The 20338-nt window shown below is 47.2% G+C and carries 12 protein-coding genes; 10 read left to right on the top strand and 2 right to left on the bottom strand.

All coding sequences use genetic code 11. The features are described from left to right. Nucleotides 1–3 precede the first annotated feature (3 nt). From Q5691_RS04735 to Q5691_RS04760, 6 genes are all read left to right on the top strand, one after another. Nucleotides 4–459, top strand: a complete 456-nt coding sequence (locus Q5691_RS04735; RefSeq protein ID WP_333344008.1) for a type II toxin-antitoxin system death-on-curing family toxin — start codon at nt 4–6, stop codon at nt 457–459. A 198-nt stretch (nt 460–657) separates the two neighbouring features. Then, on the top strand, nt 658–912 hold the full coding sequence (locus Q5691_RS04740; protein ID WP_333311914.1) for a type IIL restriction-modification enzyme MmeI: 255 nt from the start codon (nt 658–660) through the stop codon (nt 910–912). A gap of 107 nt (nt 913–1019) precedes the next feature. Beyond that, complete coding sequence (locus Q5691_RS04745; RefSeq protein WP_333053276.1) at nt 1020–1250, top strand: addiction module protein; 231 nt, start codon at nt 1020–1022, stop codon at nt 1248–1250. A 205-nt stretch (nt 1251–1455) separates the two neighbouring features. Then, entirely contained in the window at nt 1456–3117 is a 1662-nt protein-coding gene (locus Q5691_RS04750) for an AIPR family protein (RefSeq protein WP_333311913.1), read from the top strand. Nucleotides 3118–3130: 13 nt separating this feature from the next. Continuing rightward, nucleotides 3131–5263, top strand: coding sequence for a DEAD/DEAH box helicase (locus tag Q5691_RS04755; protein WP_333344009.1), 2133 nt, complete (start codon nt 3131–3133; stop codon nt 5261–5263). Next, nucleotides 5256–6446, top strand: a complete 1191-nt coding sequence (locus Q5691_RS04760; RefSeq protein WP_333344010.1) for a GIY-YIG nuclease family protein — start codon at nt 5256–5258, stop codon at nt 6444–6446. Before Q5691_RS04755 ends, Q5691_RS04760 begins: the two co-directional genes overlap by 8 nt. Nucleotides 6447–6674: 228 nt before the next feature. On the opposite strand, the gene Q5691_RS04765 is transcribed toward Q5691_RS04760, so the two are convergent. Together Q5691_RS04765 and Q5691_RS04770 are read right to left on the bottom strand one after the other, a co-directional pair. Further along, nucleotides 6675–14327, bottom strand: coding sequence for a hypothetical protein (locus Q5691_RS04765; RefSeq protein WP_333344011.1), 7653 nt, complete (start codon nt 14325–14327; stop codon nt 6675–6677). 55 nt (nt 14328–14382) lie between these two features. Next, the gene (locus Q5691_RS04770) at nt 14383–14511 is read right to left on the bottom strand and encodes a hypothetical protein (RefSeq protein ID WP_333344012.1); all 129 of its coding nucleotides are present in this window, start codon (nt 14509–14511) and stop codon (nt 14383–14385) included. Nucleotides 14512–15007: 496 nt separating this feature from the next. Between Q5691_RS04770 and Q5691_RS04775 the strand changes: the two genes are divergently transcribed. The 4 genes from Q5691_RS04775 to Q5691_RS04790 are packed head-to-tail and all read left to right on the top strand — an operon-like array spanning nt 15008 to nt 19979. Beyond that, nucleotides 15008–15799, top strand: coding sequence for a sigma-70 family RNA polymerase sigma factor (locus Q5691_RS04775; protein ID WP_333344013.1), 792 nt, complete (start codon nt 15008–15010; stop codon nt 15797–15799). Then, nucleotides 15789–16949: a DUF1822 family protein gene (locus Q5691_RS04780; RefSeq protein WP_333344014.1), complete on the top strand. Its 1161-nt coding sequence runs from the start codon at nt 15789–15791 to the stop codon at nt 16947–16949. Before Q5691_RS04775 ends, Q5691_RS04780 begins: the two co-directional genes overlap by 11 nt. 31 nt (nt 16950–16980) lie before the next feature. Then, entirely contained in the window at nt 16981–18876 is a 1896-nt protein-coding gene (locus Q5691_RS04785) for a CHAT domain-containing protein (RefSeq protein WP_333344015.1), read from the top strand. Continuing rightward, on the top strand, nt 18873–19979 hold the full coding sequence (locus Q5691_RS04790; RefSeq protein WP_333344016.1) for a hypothetical protein: 1107 nt from the start codon (nt 18873–18875) through the stop codon (nt 19977–19979). The genes Q5691_RS04785 and Q5691_RS04790 overlap by 4 nt, the downstream gene beginning before the upstream one ends. Nucleotides 19980–20338: the final 359 nt, after the last annotated feature.

Genomic DNA, 20338 nt, shown 5'->3' on the forward strand with positions numbered 1-20338 from the left:
GTTATGGCAGCAGCTTTTTTTTACTTTGACATTCACTATGCGATCGAGCTGCATGATTGGATTATCGAAAACTCAGGCGGCTTTCCGGGTTCTAATAATCCGAGTCTACTAGAGAGCGCATTAGAACATATTCAAAACGATCTCTATTATCCTGAGATTCACCACAAATTAACTCACCTAGTTTTTGCTGTCAACAAGTTTCATGCTTTTTATGACGGAAATAAACGCTCTAGTATTGCATTGGGAGCTTATTTTCTAAAGCTCAATGGTTACGATTTTGTGGTAATAAAGTTTGTCCTAGAAATGGAAAATATCGCCGTCTGGGTAGCAGAAGGAAAAATTTCTAAAGAGTTTTTGTGTGAACTGATTGAGTCTCTTATTTTCGAGGAAGATTTCAGTGAAGAACTTAAGTTTAAGTTGGCGCTTGCTGTCATGGGCGATATTGATTCTAATGGTTAGCTTAGCTAGAGCAGAGTCGTTACCTCCCTTTTTGGGCGTAAAAGTGCTTATACCAATTTTAAAAAAGAATGCAACAGTATTCTTGTTCCCCCCCTTGGCAAGGGGGGGCTAGGGGGGGGTCGAAGAGTGTTGCACGATTGTAGAGAAATGGTATTAAATGCAAATCCACATGACGAAGCTCCAAAGCTTAAAACCCTTATGAATGAAGGATTTAAGTGCTTAAAAGCAAATGGGAGTCACCCCGAAACCATGCCCCCCAACCTCCGCGCAGACCACGCTACCCCAAAGAAGTCGCTGCTCGATCGTAATGACGAAATCCTGGAACGAATCTACATCGGTCGCCGCTTCAAAAACGACACCGAACGCCTCGAAAAACTGTTTGAATTGTATACAAAGATGACCAGTCAGCCAGCACTGCCAAAAAAATCCGCCAAACCTAAAGGAGGTAAATGAGGAGAAGTGCGATGGCTGCGCCCCGGCTTGCGCCTACGAGCTACCAAAATGACCCGTTAAATACAGAATGTTAAAATCAGACTAGCCCCTTATAGCCAAACAAGCCAATGCTAACCCTAGACCAACTCATTTCAGAAGCCACTGCATTACCAGATGCAGCCAAGGCTATCCTCATTGACAAAATTGTGGAGAGCATGGAAAGACAAATCGATCGAGATATTTTATTAGAAGGCGTGCAGAAAGCTCAAGAACGCATTGCCGAAATTGATAGCGGCGCAGTTCAAACCATTCCCGGAGATATTGCCTTAGCCCAAATACGGCAACTTGCACAGCAATGAAATATGAATTTCACCCAGTCGCCTTGCAAGAATATGCAGAGGCTGTGCAATCTAGACTTGAAGGGTTTTACGAATATCGTCGATTTAACTAACTGGCTTCAGCAAAAGAATTAAAAATTCTCAACTATCTCATAATCAAGCCGACCATATTCCCGCCTCGACTGAATGAAGCGAATTCTTGAGAACATACTAAGTAAATAATTACATGGACATTAATGCCTCTATCATTGACCAACGATTAGCATCAGTCGTTAACGAGATTCGTCAAAAGTCCGCCGAAGAATTGCACATCCAAGATGAAGGTAAAATCAAGTCTCTCGCATTTGTATACCTATGTGTTAGAACCATCTTGGATTTAGAAGATGACGACGCTTTCGAGTGCCTGACCGAAGGATCTGGTGACTTTGGCGTAGATGCCATGCACATTTCCGAAGAGTATGATGGTGAATTTACAGTTAGCTTGTTTCAAGCAAAATACAAAAACAAGCTAGCAGGAGATTCTAACTTTCCCCAAGAAGGCATTGAAAGTTTAATCAACGCAATTCAATACTTATTTAATCCAGCAGCTAGACTAGAACATATTAATCAACGACTGCTCGCAAAAGTCGAAGAAGCTCGTAGTTTGATTCGGGATGGTTACATCCCACAGGTTCGGGCATTAGCCTGTAACAATGGCCTAAATTGGAATGCGTCTGCACAGGAAGCTATTGAACGCACTGGCTTCGGCAGTCAAGTTACGTGGGAGCATATTAATCATGAACGCTTGGTCAAAATTCTGCAAGCTTCCAAACCCGTAAAAGATTCTTTGCAACTAAGTGGCAAGGCGATCGTTGAAGATATGGAATTTAGCCGAGTATTAGTTGGCAGAATTTCCGTCACCGAAATCGCATCACTAATTGAACGACATGGTGAACGATTATTAGAGCGGAATATTCGTCGTTACTTAGGCTTGCAAGGTAATCGCGTCAATGAGGCTATTAGAAACACTTTAACCAGCAATGAGAAGAACAATTTCTACTTTTACAATAATGGGATAACCCTAACTTGTGAAAACTTTTCGTACAACGCTTTGCAAGATGGTAATTATCAGGTGCGTGTCGAAAATTTACAAATTATCAATGGAGGTCAAACCTGTCTGACCATATTCAAAACTTTGCGTGACAACAATTTGCTTCATGAAAATGCCCAAGCTTATGTTCTGCTTCGGCTTTATCAATTACCTCATGAAAACGAAAGTTTAGTTCAAAGAATCACTTATGCTACTAATAGTCAAAATCCCGTAGATCTTAAAGATTTACGCGCTAATGACGAACTCCAGCAAAGACTGGAAATAGATATTCAGCAATTAGGATTCAATTACCGCCGGAAGCGTTCTGATTCTAGTACCCGTCCGATAGATATTACTTCAGGAGTAGCTGCTGAAGCCATACTATCTGTTTGGCGAGAAAAGCCTCATCAAGCAAAATTCTTCTCGCGCGAGCATTTCGGAAAACTTTATGACGCAATTTTCACCGACCAATTGAGCGGATCGCAAGTTGTAATTGCCGTTCAGCTTTACAGAATTGCAGAAAATCGTCGCAAAAGACCAAATCCTGCCGATCCAGATGTTGTTCGCTATGCTTCATGCTTTATTGCCATGCAGATGGGACGCAAGCTTCTTGCTGATTTGAATATTCAGATGAAAGACATTAGCCATCAGAATTTTAAATCTGCACAGCATCTGATTGAACAAAATAGCGAAGCCTATTTCGATGCCTCAGTACAGGATATTCAACGTGCGCTGCAAGATCTTTATGGGGAACAAGAGATTTCCTTACAGCAGCTATCTGCAACCTTTCGGCGTGGCGATTTAATCAGTAGACTTTGACTTACCAAAATGAATGTCCGATAAGTGCTACCGAACAGCCTGTCAATCGCAAAACCAAAGTTTACCACCCATGAGCAAGCCGATCGCGATTCCCTCAGTTTCCGTCACCTACGCCCAGGATGGCACCTCCACCCGCCCCAACGCCCTCGGTATGCGCCCCATGCAAGAACGCGCCTACCAAAAGCGCGGCGAACAATACCTCCTGATCAAATCGCCCCCCGCCTCCGGCAAAAGTCGTGCATTGATGTTTATCGCCCTGGACAAACTAGAGAACCAGAACCTCAAACAAGCTATCATCGTCGTGCCAGAAAAGGCGATCGGCTCCAGCTTCCACGATGAGCCGCTGAGTCAGTTTGGCTTTTGGGCCGATTGGCAAATTGAACCGAAGTGGAATCTCTGCGACGCACCGGGAAACGACGGCGGCAAAGTGGGCGCGGTGCAGAAGTTTCTAGCCAGCGGTGCCAAGATTCTGGTCTGCACTCACGCCACATTCCGCTTTGCCGTGGACAAATTCGGTATCGAAGTCTTAGACGATCGCCTGATCGCCATAGACGAATTTCACCATGTTTCGTCCAACCCAGACAACAAGCTGGGCGATCGTGTCCGCCAACTCATGGCCCGCGACAAAACCCACATCATAGCCATGACCGGCTCCTACTTTCGCGGCGATGCCGAAGCCGTCTTGCACCCCGAAGACGAATCCCGATTCGATACCGTCACCTACACCTACTACGAACAGCTCAACGGCTACCAATACCTCAAGCAACTCGACATTGGCTACTACTTCTACGCGGGTAGCTACACCGACGAAATCGTGCAGGTGCTAAACCCCAAAGAGAAAACCATCCTGCACATTCCCAACGTCAACTCCCGCGAAAGTACGAAGGACAAGATCCGCGAGGTGGAGCACATCATCGAGGAACTGGGCGAATGGCAAGGCACCGACCCCAAGACGGGATTTCAACTGGTTAAAACCGCCGACGGCACGATTCTCAAAATCGCCGATCTCGTAGACGACGACCCCACCAAACGGGATAAAGTCGCCACCGCCCTAAAAGACCCCACCCATAAGAACAATCGCGATCGTGTGGACATCATTATCGCCCTCGGCATGGCGAAAGAAGGTTTTGATTGGATCTGGTGCGAACACGCCCTGACGATCGGCTACCGCTCCAGTTTGACAGAGATTATTCAGATTATCGGTCGTGCCACCCGCGATGCACCAGGGAAAACCCGCGCTCGGTTCACCAACCTGATTGCCGAGCCGGATGCCGCCGAATCTGCCGTCACCGAGGCAGTGAACGACACGCTCAAAGCCATTGCAGCCAGCCTACTGATGGAGCAAGTGCTCGCGCCACGCTTCGAGTTCAAACCCAAGCGCCCCGACAATCAACCAACACCGGGCTTCGACTACGGGGAAGATGGTTACAATCCTGGCAAGTGCAACGTGGGCATCAATCCAGAGAGAGGCCTGATTCAAATGGAAATTAAGGGATTAGCCGAACCCAAGAGCCCGGAAGCCGAACGCATCTGCCGCGAAGACTTGACCGAACTGGTGACGGCATTTGTCCAAGATAAGCCCGCGATCGAGCGCGGCCTATTTGATGAAGAACTGGTGCCAGAAGAACTAACCCAAGTTCGCATGGGCAAAATCGTCAAAGAGAAGTTCCCAAATCTAGAAGCGGAAGATCGAGAAGCCGTCCGCCAACACGCGATCGCCGCCCTAACCCTTGTCCAGCAAGCTAAAAAAACCATGAACGAAAGTGGTGGGCAGTACGCCACAAATCCTGGTGGTGGGGAAGCAGTGAAAAACACCTCACTCCTCGATGGGGTGAGGAAGTTCGCCCTATCGGTAACAGACCTCGATATGGATCTGATCGATCGCATCAATCCCTTTGGCGAAGCCTATGCCATCCTGGCTAAGTCCATGAGCGAAGAACGGCTGAAGCAGGTGGCAGAAGTCATTGCGGCTAAGCGAGTAACCCTTAGCGTGGAAGAAGCGCGGGAATTAGCCAAACGGGCGCTGCGGTTCAAGCAAGAAAAAGGCAGGTTGCCCTCTCTCACAGCAGTCGATCCCTGGGAAAAACGGATGGCAGAAGGAGTTGCCTTCCTGCAACGCAAAGTAAAGGAGGAAACTAATGCCTAAGTACACCACCGATGATGATTTGGAATTGCTGGGTGAATTGGGCATGGACATGACCCCCGAACCCTCCGGCCAGCGTTCTGCCAGAGAAGAGCGGATCATCGCAGGCTTTGAGGAGATCGAGCGGTTTGTGGAAGAATATGGCAGACTGCCCCAGCATGGGGAAGATCGGGATATCTTCGAGCGACTTTATGCGGTACGGCTCGATCGCCTGCGAGAATCGGAGGAATGTCGCGCCGTCTTGGAACCGCTAGACTCACGCGGACTGTTAGATGCTGAGACTGATGCCAGCCTGAGCACAGTTCGCGATCTGACAGATGAAGCACTGCTGGCCTCCCTGGGAGTCGATGCAGCCTCAGAGAACGACGTTACCCAGCTCACCCATGTGCGATCGCGCAGCGAAATCAAAGCAGCCGAGGAAATCGCCCAACGGACTCCCTGTCAGGACTTTGATGAATTCAAACCCATCTTTGACAAAGTGCAACGGCAATTGCAGTCGGGGGAACGGCAAACCATCAAATATCAAGACTATGCGGCCGTCAAGGAAGGTGATTTGTTCATCCTTGATGGGCAGAAGGTGATGGTGGTCGATATGGGTGAGCCGTTTGTCAGCGACTATGGTCGATCGGACTGCCGGTTGAGGGTGGTTTATGACAATGCCACCGAGAGCGATTTGCTGTTGCGATCGCTCCAGCGTGCTTTAAATAAAGACAAGGCCAGCCGCCGCATCACCACCCCAGATTTCGGCCCCCTATTTTCCCATATTGAAGCAGCAGACGACTTACCAACTGGGTACATTTACGTGCTCAGGAGCCAATCGGATCACCCCTTCATTGCGGAGAATCGGTTTATTATTCACAAGATCGGCGTCACCGGAGGAGACGTAAAAAGCCGAATTGGCAACGCCAAGAAAGACCCCACCTATCTGCTAGCAGATGTGGAAATCGTCGCAAAATTCAAACTGGCAAATATGAACCGGAAGCGACTTGAGGCACTCCTTCAGAAGTTCTTCGCCAGCGCTCGATTGGATTTGGAATTACAGGATCGCTTCGGTATACCAGTGCAGCCAAGGGAGTGGTTCTTCGTTCCACTAGAAGCCATTGAAGAGGCGATCGAAAAAATCAAGGAAGGAACCCTCGATCAATTCCGGTACGATCTGGAAACAGCAAAGCTCACGCGATCGTAAGGCGCGATCGCAACAATAGCTAATATCAAATCCCGTACCATAATTATTGATATCTCTCTTCTCTCCCTCTGTGTCCTCTGTGTTCTCTGCGGTTAAATCATGACCAGGCAACGGTCAACGATACAACCCGGATTTGATATTACAAACCGAAAAAACTGCAAAAAACCCGGTTTCTTGAAGAAACCAGGTTTTTATCTATTCGATCGCCCTCAACCAAATCTACAATTACTACAAGGTAGAAGTGCCACTTAAATCGCTACTTGTTGGTAGCTGAATGGGACTCGGATTCGCATTGAGTAAGAGGTCAGCTTCCTGACCAGAAGGATTAGCAGTAGGAGCGATCGCACTACCAACAGTCGTCGCTGTCAAAGGAATAATTGGCTGAGTTTGAGCGTTGGTTAGAGATGTTAACAAGCTATTAGAGTCGTAGATGAGAATGTCATCATCGATGCCACTAAAGCTATTCATGGTTGGAATTGAACCGCCGTTTAGCAAGATGTCATCGGTGGTAGTTGTGGCAGCATTTGCTGTCGAAATAAGTGGATTAGTAGTTGTTGTCACCAGTGGCTGGCTGACACTTTCTAGAGTAGTAGTCGTGCTGTTTGGCTGACTAATTGATGCAGTAATCGTGCTGTTTGACTGGCTAATTGATGCAGTAGTCGTGCTGTTTGGCTGACTAATTGGTGCGGTAGTCGTGCTTGATGGGATAGTGCTAGAACTGCTGTCGATCGCACTTAGAACATCGTCACTATCAAGAGGTTCGCCGGTTAAAAGATCGGTATCCGAGGGAGTATTGAAAACTCCAGGCAGCGGGACTCCGGGGGTGATGGAAATAAACCGAGAACTGTCGATCGCACTAAATTGAGTATCTTTCACCCAAGCTAAATGTTCGCCGGTGCTTGCGATGCTAATCAAAGCATCGTTAGTATAATTTTCACCGCCTTGAACGATTTGCAATTGGTCAAAAGTGAGGTCTTGTGTTAGTCCGAAGTAATCGCGATCGGCCTGGAAGTAAACAATGTTATCAAGTCCCGAACTTGGTGATAGCACAAATATGTCGGAACTACTGCCTCCAATCAGCGAATCTTGACCATTTCCGCCCTTGAGCACGTTGTTACCTTCGCCGCCGTAGAGACTGTCATCGCCATCGTTACCGTTAAGGCTGTCGTTGCCGCTGCCACCATTTAAGAAGTCGTTGCCATTACCGCCATCGAGGGTGTCATTACTGCTGCCACCATCGAGACTGTCATCGCCTTCGTTACCCAAGAGGTTGTCGCTGCCAGCTTCCCCAGTTAGCAAATCGTTGCCACAACCGCCGTCAAGGGTGTCCTGACCGGCACCTCCCAACATGGTGTCGTCCTCGCATTCGCCGAACAGCAAGTCATCGCCGTTACCACCGCCCATCCAGTCGTTGCCACCACCACCTGTGAGGGTGTCGTCGCCGGAATCGCCTGTGAGGGTGTCGTCGCCGGAGTCGCCGACAACCAAGTCGTTACTGGCGCCTCCGTCCATCAAGTCGGTTTCGTCGCCACCGTAGAGGGTGTCTTCCCCTACTTCGCCTAACATCGTGTCTTGCCCCTGACTGCCAAACATCAAGTCGTTGCCGGCACCTCCGAAGAGTTTGTCGTCGTCGATACTGCCGTCAATTTTGTCGTTGCCGGCACCTCCTAATAATTGGTCGTTGCCCGTACCGCCGAACAGTTGGTCGTTGCCCGCGCCGCCGTCGATGGTGTCGTAGCCGGAACCGCCATCGATTTTGTCTTCGCCTGCTTCTCCAAAAATCAAGTCGTTGTCTTCGTCGCCCCAAATGTTGTCGTTGCCAGCGTTGGCGTTGATGAAGTCGTTGCCGGCCCCGGCCCAAATGTTGTCGTTGCCATCGCCGCCGAGAATCGAGTCTGCGCCGGAACCACCGTCGATGTTATCCTCTTCGGTTTGTCCGAGGAGGGTGTCGGCTGCATCTCCGCCGTAGATTTGGTCGTTGCCACGGCCGCCATCAATGAAATCTTGGTCTTCTCTGCCGTAGAGTTCGTCGTCGCCGTCGTTGCCCCACAGGGTGTCATTTCCGGTACCGCTATCGAGGAAGTCGTTGTCGTCGTTGCCTTCGAGGCTGTCGTTGCCGGATTGACCGAAAATTCGATCGCCCCCTTCTCCCCCTGCTAAAGTATCGTTGTTCGCCCCGCCGTCGATGTAGTCGTCGCCGCTGTTGCCGTCGGCGAAGTCGTTACCGTCATTTCCGAAAATGCGATCGCCCCCAGCGCCTCCAGTTAAGCTATCATCGTCTGCGCCGCCTTCTAAGTAGTCGTCGCCATTGTTACCGGAGAGGGTATCTTTGCCGATTTGACCGAAAAGTCGATCGGCCCCTTCGCCACCATCGAGGCTGTCGTTGCCGGATTCACCCCACAGTTGGTCGTCTCCGGTTTGTCCTAACAGCGTATCCTCGTTATCGCCGCCCCACAGTTGGTCGTTATCGGCATTGCCTTCTAAAAAGTCGTTGCCTTGGCGACCGTATAATTTGTCGCGGCCGTCGTTGCCGGAGAGAGTATCGTTTTCGGTACCGCCGTCCACGAAATCGTCGTCTGTTCCGCCAGCTAGCGTATCATTGCCACCTTCCCCGTAGAGGCTGTCGCTATCTTCGCCGCCGTCGAGTTGGTCGTTGCCGAAACCGCCGAACAGGGTATCGCTGCCGGATTCTCCCAGCAAGTTGTCGCTGTCATCCCCTCCCCAAAGAGTGTCGCTATCGTCGCCACCGAACAGGGTATCGAGGCCGGATTGACCGTAAATTCGATCGCGCCCTTGATTACCCTGAAGCAAATCATTGCCGGAACCGCCGTCAACAATGTCATCGCCCCGGTTGCCGATAACCGTATCATTACCGACTTGTCCGAACAAACTGTCGTTATTTTCGCCACCGTCGAGAATGTCGTTACCGTCGCCACCTTCGAGGGTATCGTTTTCAGTACCGCCGTCAAGGGAGTCGTTGCCGAGTTCCCCAAAAAGTCGGTCTGTTCCTGAGTTGCCTTCCAGGATGTCATCGCCACCGAAGCCGTACAGAGTGTCGCTGTCAGCTTGACCGAGAAGGGTATCGCTGCCTTCGCCTGCTAAGAGTGAGTCATCGCCGAAACCGCCTTGCAATAAGTCGTTGCCAGCTTGACCGAACAAGGTGTCTTTGCCGTCGCCACCGTAGAGGGAATCGTTGCCTTCTGCTGCATCAAGGATGTCATTGCCAGATTCCCCAAACAAGTTGTCATCGCCGGCTTTGGCTAATAAAGTGTCATCGCCTTGACCTCCCCACAGATAGTCATTGCCACTTCCGGCATCTAAAATGTCTTTGCCGCTAGCGCCGTAGAGGGAATCGTTGCCTTCGCCAGCATCGAGACTGTCGTTGCCGTTTTCGCCCCAGAGGTAGTCGTCGCCAGCTTGGGCTGATAAAGTGTCGTCGTCTTGACCACCCCAGAGGTAATCGTTGCCTGCGCCAGCATTGAGAAAGTCTTTGCCACTATCGCCGTAAAGGGAATCGTTGCCTTCGGCTGCATCGAGACTGTCGTTGCCGCCTTCGCCAAACAGGTAGTCATCGCCAGCTTGGGCTGATAAAGTATCGTCGTCTTGACCACCCCAGAGGTAGTCGTTGCCAACTCCGGCATCAAGAATGTCTTTGCCGTCTCCACCGTAGAGACTGTCGTTGCCTTCTGCTGCGTTGAGTGAGTCGTTGCCACCTTCGCCAAACAAGTTGTCGTCGCCTGCTTTGGCGTATAACGTGTCATCGTCTTGACCACCCCAAAGTTGGTCGTTGCCGATTCCAGCATCGAGAATGTCTTTGCCGTCGCCGCCGTAGAGGTTGTCGTTGCCTTCTGCTGCATCGAGGGTGTCGTCGCCCGCTTCGCCAAACAGGTTGTCGTCGCCTTCTTTGCCTAGGAGAATGTCGGCATCGTCGCCGCCGTAAAGTTGGTCGTTGCCGAGGCCGGCATTTAGGGTGTCTTTGCCGGTACCGCCGTAGAGGTAGTCGTTGCCTGTTCCGGCGTCTAGGGTGTCGTCGCCTGCATCGCCTGCGAGAGTGTCGTTGCCGGCTTCGCCGATGAGGGTGTCTTGGTCGTCGCCGCCGGAGAGTTGGTCGTCGCCGGTGCCACCGTAGATTAGGTCGGTGTCTCCTTCTCCGTAGAGTTTGTCGTTTTCGCCTTCGCCGTAGATGGTGTCTTGGTCTTCGCCGCCGTACACAAAGTCGTCGCCAGCGCCGCCGTAGAGTAAGTCTTTGCCTGTTTCGCCAAAAATTGTGTCGTTGCCGTAGCCAGCGTCTCCGGCAACGGTGTCGTCATCGCTACCGGCGTAGATTAAGTCGTCGGCATCGCCACCTCGGATGTAGTCTTGACCGGCTTCACCGTATAGGGTGTCTCGGTCTTGATTGCCGTAGATGCTGTCGCCGCCTTCGCCGCCGTAGATTAGGTCGTTGCCGAATTCGCCGTAGAGTTTGTCGTGGCCACCGAGTCCGTAAATGCGATCGTCCCCAGCATCGCCAGTGATAACGTTAACGGTATCGTCGCCGGTAATATCGTCGTTATGAGTAGAACCGGCGACGTTTTCAATGCCGGAAATTTTGTCTTGGTCGCCCCAACCGTCGGTAGCATCGCCTGTTTGTAAATTGACAGTAACGCCGTTGGGGTCGCGGCGGTAGCTGAGAATGTCGATGCCTTCTCCGCCGTAAAATGAGTCATTGCCGGCATTGCCAATTAATAAATCGTTGCCTTCTAATGCCCAAATTCGGTTATCTTTTTCGTTGCCAATTAAGATGTCTTCAAAGCGAGTACCGATGATGTCTTCTAAGTTCCTCAAAGCATCGGTAGTGCCAAAACCGTCTTTACCGGTACCAGCGGCAATTTCAAAATCCCGTTCAAGTTCCGTGTAGTATTCGCTGGGATTGACATCAGTAACGAATTCTTTGAAACGTTGGTTGGTGTTGTTGTCGTAGTCGCTATTTTCGTCAATATTAACGATAACGCCACTGGGAGAATTGATGTAATTAACGAGATCAACTCCTTCTCCCCCATCTATTAAATCATCGCCGATTTCTCCGATTAACGAGTCATTGCCAGTACCGCCAAATAATTCGTCATTTCCTGCGTTGCCGTTGAGAGTGTCATCGCCGCCTTGGCCTAAAAGTACGTCGTCATCGAAGCCGCCAAACAGGGTATCTTTGCCGTCGCCACCATCAATGTAGTCTTGACCTTGACTGCCGAAAAGGTTGTCTTCGCCAGCTTGTCCGTAAATATCATCGTCGTCGGCCCCGCCATCAATGATGTCTTGGCCGTCGCCACCTTCTAGCCAGTCATTGTTTTCGTTGCCTTGGATGACATCGTTGCCGGCTTGTCCGTAAATTCTGTCATCACCGGTATTGCCGAAAAGCAAGTCTTGGCCGTTGCCACCATCGATGAAATCGTCGTCGGCGTTGCCTTCTACGGTGTCGCTGCCCTCTTGCCCGTAGAGGATGTCGTTGCCTTCGTTGCCTTCGATGAAGTCGCGGCCGCTGCCACCTTCGGCGTAGTCTTCGCCGGTGTTGCCTTGGATGATGTCGCTGCCGGATTGGCCGTAGAGTTTGTCATCGCCGGTACCTCCGATGAGGATATCGTTGTCGCTACCACCGTCGAGGATGTCGTCGCCATCTTCACCAAAAAGTTGGTCGTTGCCAGCTTCGCCGTAGAGTAAGTCGGCATTTAATCCACCATAAAGTTGGTCTTGGTCGTCGCCACCATATAAAGTGTCGTTTCCGGCTTCTCCTTGTAACAAATCATCGCCTTCTTCGCCTCGCAAGTCGTCATTTCCCGTGCCGCCATTGAGGGTATCTTTGCCAATTCCGCCGTAAAGAGAATCGTTGTTTTCTTCTCCTTTTAAGTCATCGTCTCCTTCTTCGCCGTAGAGTTTGTCTTCTCCTTGGCCGCCGTACAAGGAATCATTTTCGGTTCCGCCGTAGAGAGAGTCGTTGCCATTTTCTCCTCGGAGGTCATCAGCGCCTTGTTCGCCGCGCAGTTCGTCTTCGCCATCGCCACCGTAGAGGAAGTCGTTATCTTGACCGCCGTAGAGTGAGTCGTTGCCGTTTTCTCCTCTTAAATCGTCGCTTCCTTCATCACCTCGGAGGTCATCATTGTCATCGCCGCCGTAAGCTTTGTCATTACCAGTGCCACCGTAGAATGTATCGTCTCCTTTTTGTCCCCAAAAAAGGTCGTTTCCGCCTTGGGCGTAGAAGATATCGCTGTAGTCACCCCCGGTCATTGTGTCATTGAAATTTGAGCCGCTGATGATTTCGATATTTCCAAGAGTGTCTACAGTTTTCGCGCCTTTTACAACAAAGCCATCTTCAACTTTGTAAACATCAAATTTGTCAGCAACTTTATCTGCCCAAACTTTAATTCCAATTAAACTGCCCGAGTAATTAGCAGTATCACTTCCTGTTCCGGTTCCACCGTCCAAAAAGTCGAAGCCAGAGTCACCTGTTAAATTGTCGCTACTGTCATCTATACCTTGTAAAACATCGTTGCGTTCTCCTCCTTGAATATAACCATTTCCTTTGATCCAGTCATCATCATTTGTTGAAGTTGTAGTGACTGTCCCTTTAGGGAAATAGAATCCATTAGGATGCAATTCGTAAGCAATTTTTTTAAAGATACTATCAATTATTGAGCCTTCATATAGGTACTTATTGAAGTCATGTTGACCAAATCCTAGTTGTTGAATAGCTGTTGTTCCAGCATCAAACAAACTCTTGATTTTATTCATCAAAGAGTCATTTGTAAACTGAAGCTTCGTAACTGGATCGCCATCGTTACGAATATTGTACTGATCGTTTCCATTGTAACTTTGAATTCCACCTGCCGCAAAGTAATTAGTTGGAGAACCGAATGCTAAAATTCTAGTTTTTGCAGGATCTGCACTAGCTCCCATAGTTTTTAAAGCATCTTCAAGGAAAAAATTTCCTTGCGAATAACCCATCAAAATTAAAGAGTTGTTAGTATCCTTCAGCCAGTTCGTCGCATCTGGAATCCATTTACCGTTTAGAGTTTCGCTGGCTTGAGTTGGATCGAGATACCAAAATTGTTCAAAAGCTTCTTTGAAGTCCTCTGGTACAGCAGCAAGTGCGCCTTTATAGATAGCGTCAGCAGCAGCTAACCAAGTGTCATAAGGAGGTGGCAAAGGAACAGCAGAAACTAATCCTTCCATTAAATCTATTAGTTTAGGAACAAATTCCCCGCTAGTAAAGGCATGAGTTGGATCTTTAAGTATAAGTTGTAACAACTCAGCAGCAGTATTGTATTTTCCGGTTAAACTTGAATCTATTTTGATGCTTGGATCTTTGCCATTAATTAAGTCTATGAAGCCGTTATAAATGTTGGAAAGTCCATTGCCAATAACTTCTTTGAAAATATCTTTCAGAAATGCTCCAGCTATTTCTTCAGGATTTTTCCAATTAATGTTATCAAATTCTCCAGGACCTTTTTTTAATATGGCTCCCAATGCAAATGAAATAAGTGCCGTACCCACGCCTTTGTTAAAAGCAATGATAGCATCGTTCCAGCCATTTCCAGTAGAATCTGAGCTATTGTACTGCGGATCAAACCAAACCGCTCCTTTTATATTATTTAATCCAGGAACTTGGATTAATTCTTGAGGCTTTGGCATGAACAACTCGTTGCCATTATTCATCTGAACAGGATTGAAGCTATTTTCTTGTTTATTGCCTAAAAAATTAAATTTTAAAGTTTCAACAATGGCTTTTTGTTGATCTTTAAACGATTCAAGTGTTGTCGAAACACCATTGATAAAAATGACTTGACTGTTTCCGCCTTCTTTAACCAGTTGATTGTAAACTTCTTCAAATTCAAACTTAGCAGTAGCCATGATTTTTATCCTCGCGTGGTAGATACAATGTGTTCTGAAAATTGACAAAGCGACTCTATCGACAAGCCCGATCGCACTTCTGCACTTCTTCTGCACTTCTGCACTCTCGAACTGTCGTATATCCGTCATTTACCCAAACTGAAGTCTCGCGAAGTGCGATCGCACTTCCACTCTGTTGTCGCAATTACCAGTTCAAATCAACTTAATAAATGCAACCGTGGAAATAGATTAAACCAACATCGGAAGAAGCCCTTTCCAATATCCGTTGGGATGTTGGTTCGGATGCGCGATCGGGAAGTTACGGGCGATCGCACTTTTGAATAAATCTCAACAAGTGCGATCGAACTTCGTAATTTCCCTTCTGTATATCTATCAGGGTGAGCTCGGTAGTTTTATGCAAAACTCTCAAGTTTTTTGATAAAGTTTTGCAAACACTGGTGGAAGTACGGAACAACGGGTGTTTTCGGGATTTCAGGGCGATCGATCCCACAGCGTGTCTATAAACCGAGTTTACGAGCACCAGTCCTGTTTACAAAACTCAACCTACACTCAAACAGCCAAATCCACGACACAGCAAGATTTTCAACCATCCGCTCAAAAAAACTTTGGCAGTTCGCAAAAAATTTCCTTACTCAACCTGATAAGTAAATGTAGGAACAAAGTTGCGGCCGCACTTAACGATGACTGATAAATCCAACCCCTCCGAGGGAGAAGACCACTTATCCGACGAATCCGATGCTGTTGGGTGTTCAGTAAAATCGGAAAAGTTCGATCGAGGTCCCGCCCACCAGCAAATCCTCGAACTCGTCACCAAAGCTTGCCAGCAGCCCCCCGGCAGTATCCAGCGAGGTCGTTTCTTGCATCGACTGATTCTAGAGATTCTCAAATCGGGCAAACTCTGGAAAGAAAACACACCTTACTATGAAGAGGCACTGAACAAGACATGGATCTATCTGTCTCGTAATTTATGTGAAGCTACCACAGCAAAACGACCTTACGATCCCGAAGAAAGCCTGATTACGACTTGGTTAAATCCATATCTCAAAAAGCGGCTGTTAGATTATCGCCTTGCCCAACAAAAAGAACAGCAAAAACAAAAACCCCGTCAAATAGTGTCCTTAGAAGGAGAACAAGACGAAGAAAATGTCAATTCAATTGAAAAAATACCAGCAGAAGCGGATTCAATTTTCTATGTTGAAGAAGTTATAGAATGGATAGAAACCGATCCAAATAACGAGTTGAAAAGCAGACACGTTAGAGGAAAACCGCAGATAAATTGTCAAGTTTTATTGCAGCGCCAATGTTTGTACGGTCAAAGTCTTCAAGAACTCGCCAAAGAGTTTGGTTGCGCGCATTCTACTTTATATCAATTGTTCAACAATGACTGTCGTCATCTGCTGCAAAAATTTTGCGAAGACCAAGGATATCAAACTTTAAATATACCAGGAGTGTACCAGAACAATGAACCATAGCAACCTTTGGGAAATCGAATCTTTGCCAATGCCAATTACTCAGAAGGCACTGCAAGTTGCTCAGCAGTTTGCCACCCAACAGCGCCACCCGCAAAGGCATGAGCAAGTTTATCTCAATACTTTGGCAGTGCTGGCAGTTCGCGATTATCTAAAAATCATTGATATTGAAACTGATTTGACTGAATGCGATAGCTGGAATCCCGTAATTCGCCTGTTTGCAGATGCGGGAGATTTGTATGTTAAAGGATTGGGAAAAATCGAATGCCGTCCAATTAACAATCGGCATCAAAATCCAGAAAATGGCAACCATAATTCATCGGCACATCCGCCTGAGATTTGCCAGGTGCCTGTGGAAGCAAGGGCAGAACGCATTGGCTATATTGCTGTAGAAATTGATGAGGAGGAAAAGGAAGCGAGATTGCTTGGTTTTTCTCCAACTGCGGATGCGGGGGAATTAGTATTGAGCGAATTGCATTCCCTGGATGATTTCTTAGGGCATCTAGAACATTTGTTGGAATCTAAAATTAACCTCAGTCAGTGGTTTATGAATGTATTTACGGCTGATTGGCAGCCTTTTGAAGCGGTATTTAACCCGCAATCAAAAAATTCTCCTGTTGAGATTGAAAATCCGGTTAAATCTAATTTAGGTAATTGGTTTCCAAATTTTGCAGAAATATTTTTGCAGCAATTGGAGGAAGCTAAACAAAAGTTAAAAAACCTGATTTCTCCTGACAAAACCCCCAGTTTTGCATTACGAGGAGGTGGAAATTCGAGAGAAGAATCTGCCTTACAAGGCAGTCAAAGTAGCATCAATAGGTTTCCCGAAGCCGATGTCACGCGGGCTAAGTTGATTGACTTGGGAATGCGGCTGGGAAGGACAACTGTTGCTTTGTTGGTGGCGATTGCTGAAGAGAGCGATCGCACTGTCAGAGTTCACGTTCAACTGCATCCGGCGATCGGAGAACGTTACCTACCCCAGAATATTAAACTTTCCTTAATCTCCGACATCGGTAAAAATCTAACCGAGTCACAATCAAGGATTCAGGAGAGGTACATTTTGCTGAAGGATATTGAGGTAGATCGAGACGAGAGTTTTAGTATTCGAGTAGCTTTAGATGATTTCAGCGTCACAGAAAATTTTGTGGTATGATATCTCGATTAACTCTATTCGCGTCTAATTTATGAGCTTAAGATTTATCTTGGGTTTAGGGATTGGGGATTTACACAAGGGTTTTCCCGACATCACAGGGGAGTTTCAAGAAAACCAAACAACAGTTCATAAATTTAAAGGAAGTTTGCCACCAGCCCCGGAAGTTGACGATCTGCAAAAAAGATGGCAACTTATTTGTCGTGCGGGACAATCTAGCAACATTCTTTCTAGAATTAAAGTTAAGGCTACAGGGACAACCAATATTTGTGAAGATAATCCTCAATTGATCTATCAATATTTGAATGAATCTATGAGGCTGTGGCTGAGTAGTGAGGAATTTTATGCAGGAATTGAGGAAAATTTTAGAAATGTAGTTGATGCGTTTGGTGGTCGAGATCAGTGCTTTGAAGTATTTCTCGAAATCAAAGATTCGGAAAATTGGCATCTGCCTTGGGATGCGTGGAAATTTCGCGAAGATTACAAAAACTGTGAAATAATCAAAAGTCCGTCACAGTATAGAAAAGCTCTCAAAAAGGCAACTACAGGAGAAATGCTTCTGCCTTCGCGAGGTAGAATTTTATGTGTCTCCGGTAATAGTGATGGACTGGATCTGCGACAAGATGAGAAAAGTCTTCAAATGTCTTTTGGCGATCGCTGCGAGTTACAATTTATTCACCAGCCAACACCGGAAAAGCTACGCGAGAAGTTGTTAGAAGATGAAAAGAATTGGCAGATTTTATATTACGGCGGACATAGCAATAGCAATGCTGTCAAGGGATGGTTGCATATTAATCAAGCAGATTGCGATAATACTGTCACAATAGACTATTTAAAAGAGGGGTTGGAAAAATCAATTTTTCAAGGATTGGAGTTGCTAATTTTAAACTCTTGTTCTAGCCTCCAATTGGCAGCAGATTTAGTGGCGGGAGGCTTGCCTTTACCGTCAATGATTGTGATGCGTGCGCCGATACCAGATAAAATTGCTCACGATTTTGTTAAGTCTTTATTCGGATATTTAAGCAAAGAATATCCTTTGTTTTTAGCAGTACGAAAAGCTAAGGATTATTTACAGAAGTGGGAATCTGAGTTTCCCGGTGCGAGTGCGATACCAGTGCTCTGTCAGCAGCCAACTTTTGAGGGGTTGACTTTACTGCAATTAAAGCACGCGCGGCGCAGCTATCCCGTAGGGAATCGCCTGCTTGTGTCTGTGGCCGATGTTTTGGGTGATACTGGGGGCGATCGCCGAAACAACGATATCTCTATTTTTATTTCTAATTTGATGCAGCGCCTGGGAATCGGTTTAGCTACTACCGCTAGCAGTTATATGTTAATGGGCCCGATACTTGCCCCAGTTGCTAATCAAATTGGCATGGAAAACCACCGTCAAAATAAACCTTTAATTGCGAAAAAATTTTACAAATTAGCAAGTTTAATTAACCTAAATTATGCACAACCTTACTATAACTTAGCTATGTTGTGCGACGAATTGAATGACGATAGAGGTGCGTTAGAGGCAATGCAAAATGCTGTATTGCGAGGACTTCCTGATGCTTCTGCTCAAATATCTAAATTATTCATTCGCAAGGATAAACATCAAGCAGCTTTAAAAGCGATCAACCTTTGTTTAGATCACGCTAAACACGACGGAGTAAAAGCTGCTTGTATCAAAAATCGCGGCTGGATACGGTTGAAAGAACAGCAGTATGACGATGCCGAAATAGATTTTCAAACAGCAATTGGATTGAAAGAGAATAGCCCGGAAGCTCAGTGTCTTTTGGCACAAGTTCTGGAAACTAAAGGTAAGCCCCATGAAGCGTTAGAACACTGGAAAAAAACGATTAAATATTCTAAATCTAGCGTACCAGAACAAGATAAATGTATCCAAACTGCCAAACAACATTTACGAATAAAAGGAAATATAAGATGAAAATCAGGATTGCAGTTTTTATAGCTTTAAGCTTGATCGCAACTACCGCACTAGCAGCCAGTAACAGAATCTCCAACGGACTGATTATCCATAGTAGCGGGGAAGTTGTGATCGAGCGCCAAAACGGTCGAATTGTCCGCCCTACCAGCGGTACGCCGCTTTATCCGGGAGACACACTGCGAACAGCACAAAACGGACAACTGACGCTCCAATGTGCAGATTTGGGAATTAAGTCGATCGCACCGGGTGAAAATCAATTGAATAGCTGTTTGTTAGCCAAAGAAGAGTCGAAATCTGATTGCAGCCGCGACTTGATTAAATGTCCCGATCGCGGCGACGGTAAAATTGCTTGGAATAGTGCGCCAATTCCTTATATTATCAGTCCGCGGCGCACGAAATTGCTCGACAGCAAGCCAATTTTGCGGTGGAATCCGGTTGCTGATGCGACTAGCTATAAGTTGAGCCTCCGCGAAAATGGAGCGAAATTAAACTGGGAAATGACTGTTAGCGGTACTGAGGCTGTCTATCCGGGAGAACCGGCGCTGAAACCGGGTGTTAGATACCGATTGATTGTCGAGGCGAATACGGGTGCTTCTTCAGAAAGTGCCGTGGGAGAAGGAGATACAGAGTTTAGCTTGCTGGATGAGAAGCAGGTTGAGGCTGTTAAAAATGCGGTTGGGGCGATCGACAAACAAGTACCTAACGAAAACGCCAAAAAATTAGCAATTTCTAGCATTTATCTTAACACAAACTTGATATCCGAAGCAAGAGAAATCTTAGAAAATTTACAACAAACTGGCATGGAAACACCGCCCATTTATCGCACGTTGGGCGATTTGTATCTAGAAAAGCTACAACTGGTTCCCCAGGCTGAAGTCTACTATTCCAAGGTGATTAATACGGCGCAACCTGACGATATTGAGGAGTTGACAGCCGCTCGATACGGATTGGGACAAGTTCATTCAGCCATCAGAAACAATCTGGAAGCTATGAAATATTTGCGAATGGCCAAAGATGGATATACAACCTTGGGAGATTTGCCGATGGTGGAAAAAGTAGATAAGCAATTGCGAGATTTGCAAAGGAGGGAAGACAGGAAATAGTAACGGGCTGTGACGTTAATTCCGGCAGAAATTGTGACGTTAATTCCGGCAGGGAATTCATTCCCTGCCTCAAAGCAAAAGTCCACTAAAGTGGACTGATATCAAACTTTTTTCTACAGTCCTCTTCAGAGGACTTTCGCTATTAGCCAGGGGTTTCAACCCCTGGCGGACTCGCGGGATGTGACGTTAATTCCGGCAGGGAATTCATTCCCTGCCTCAAAGCAAAAGTCCATTGAAGTGGACTGACATTAAACTTTTTCTAAAGTCCTCTTCAGAGGACTTTCGCTATTAGCCAGGGGTTTCAACCCCTGGCGGATTGACGGACTTTGGGACTGTCAGAGGGCGCTGGCGGACTTTCG

It is taken from the genome of Microcoleus sp. w1-18aA5 (assembly GCF_036701705.1).
Classification (GTDB): domain Bacteria; phylum Cyanobacteriota; class Cyanobacteriia; order Cyanobacteriales; family Microcoleaceae; genus Microcoleus.

Coding starts and splice junctions, on each gene's coding strand:
- Q5691_RS04735 (WP_333344008.1), top strand. CDS start 4: ATGGCAGCAGCTTTTTTTTACTTTGACATTCACTATGCGATCGAGCTG.
- Q5691_RS04740 (WP_333311914.1), top strand. CDS start 658: ATGAATGAAGGATTTAAGTGCTTAAAAGCAAATGGGAGTCACCCCGAA.
- Q5691_RS04745 (WP_333053276.1), top strand. CDS start 1,020: ATGCTAACCCTAGACCAACTCATTTCAGAAGCCACTGCATTACCAGAT.
- Q5691_RS04750 (WP_333311913.1), top strand. CDS start 1,456: ATGGACATTAATGCCTCTATCATTGACCAACGATTAGCATCAGTCGTT.
- Q5691_RS04755 (WP_333344009.1), top strand. CDS start 3,131: ATGTCCGATAAGTGCTACCGAACAGCCTGTCAATCGCAAAACCAAAGT.
- Q5691_RS04760 (WP_333344010.1), top strand. CDS start 5,256: ATGCCTAAGTACACCACCGATGATGATTTGGAATTGCTGGGTGAATTG.
- Q5691_RS04765 (WP_333344011.1), bottom strand. CDS start 14,327: ATGGCTACTGCTAAGTTTGAATTTGAAGAAGTTTACAATCAACTGGTT.
- Q5691_RS04775 (WP_333344013.1), top strand. CDS start 15,008: ATGACTGATAAATCCAACCCCTCCGAGGGAGAAGACCACTTATCCGAC.
- Q5691_RS04780 (WP_333344014.1), top strand. CDS start 15,789: ATGAACCATAGCAACCTTTGGGAAATCGAATCTTTGCCAATGCCAATT.
- Q5691_RS04785 (WP_333344015.1), top strand. CDS start 16,981: ATGAGCTTAAGATTTATCTTGGGTTTAGGGATTGGGGATTTACACAAG.
- Q5691_RS04790 (WP_333344016.1), top strand. CDS start 18,873: ATGAAAATCAGGATTGCAGTTTTTATAGCTTTAAGCTTGATCGCAACT.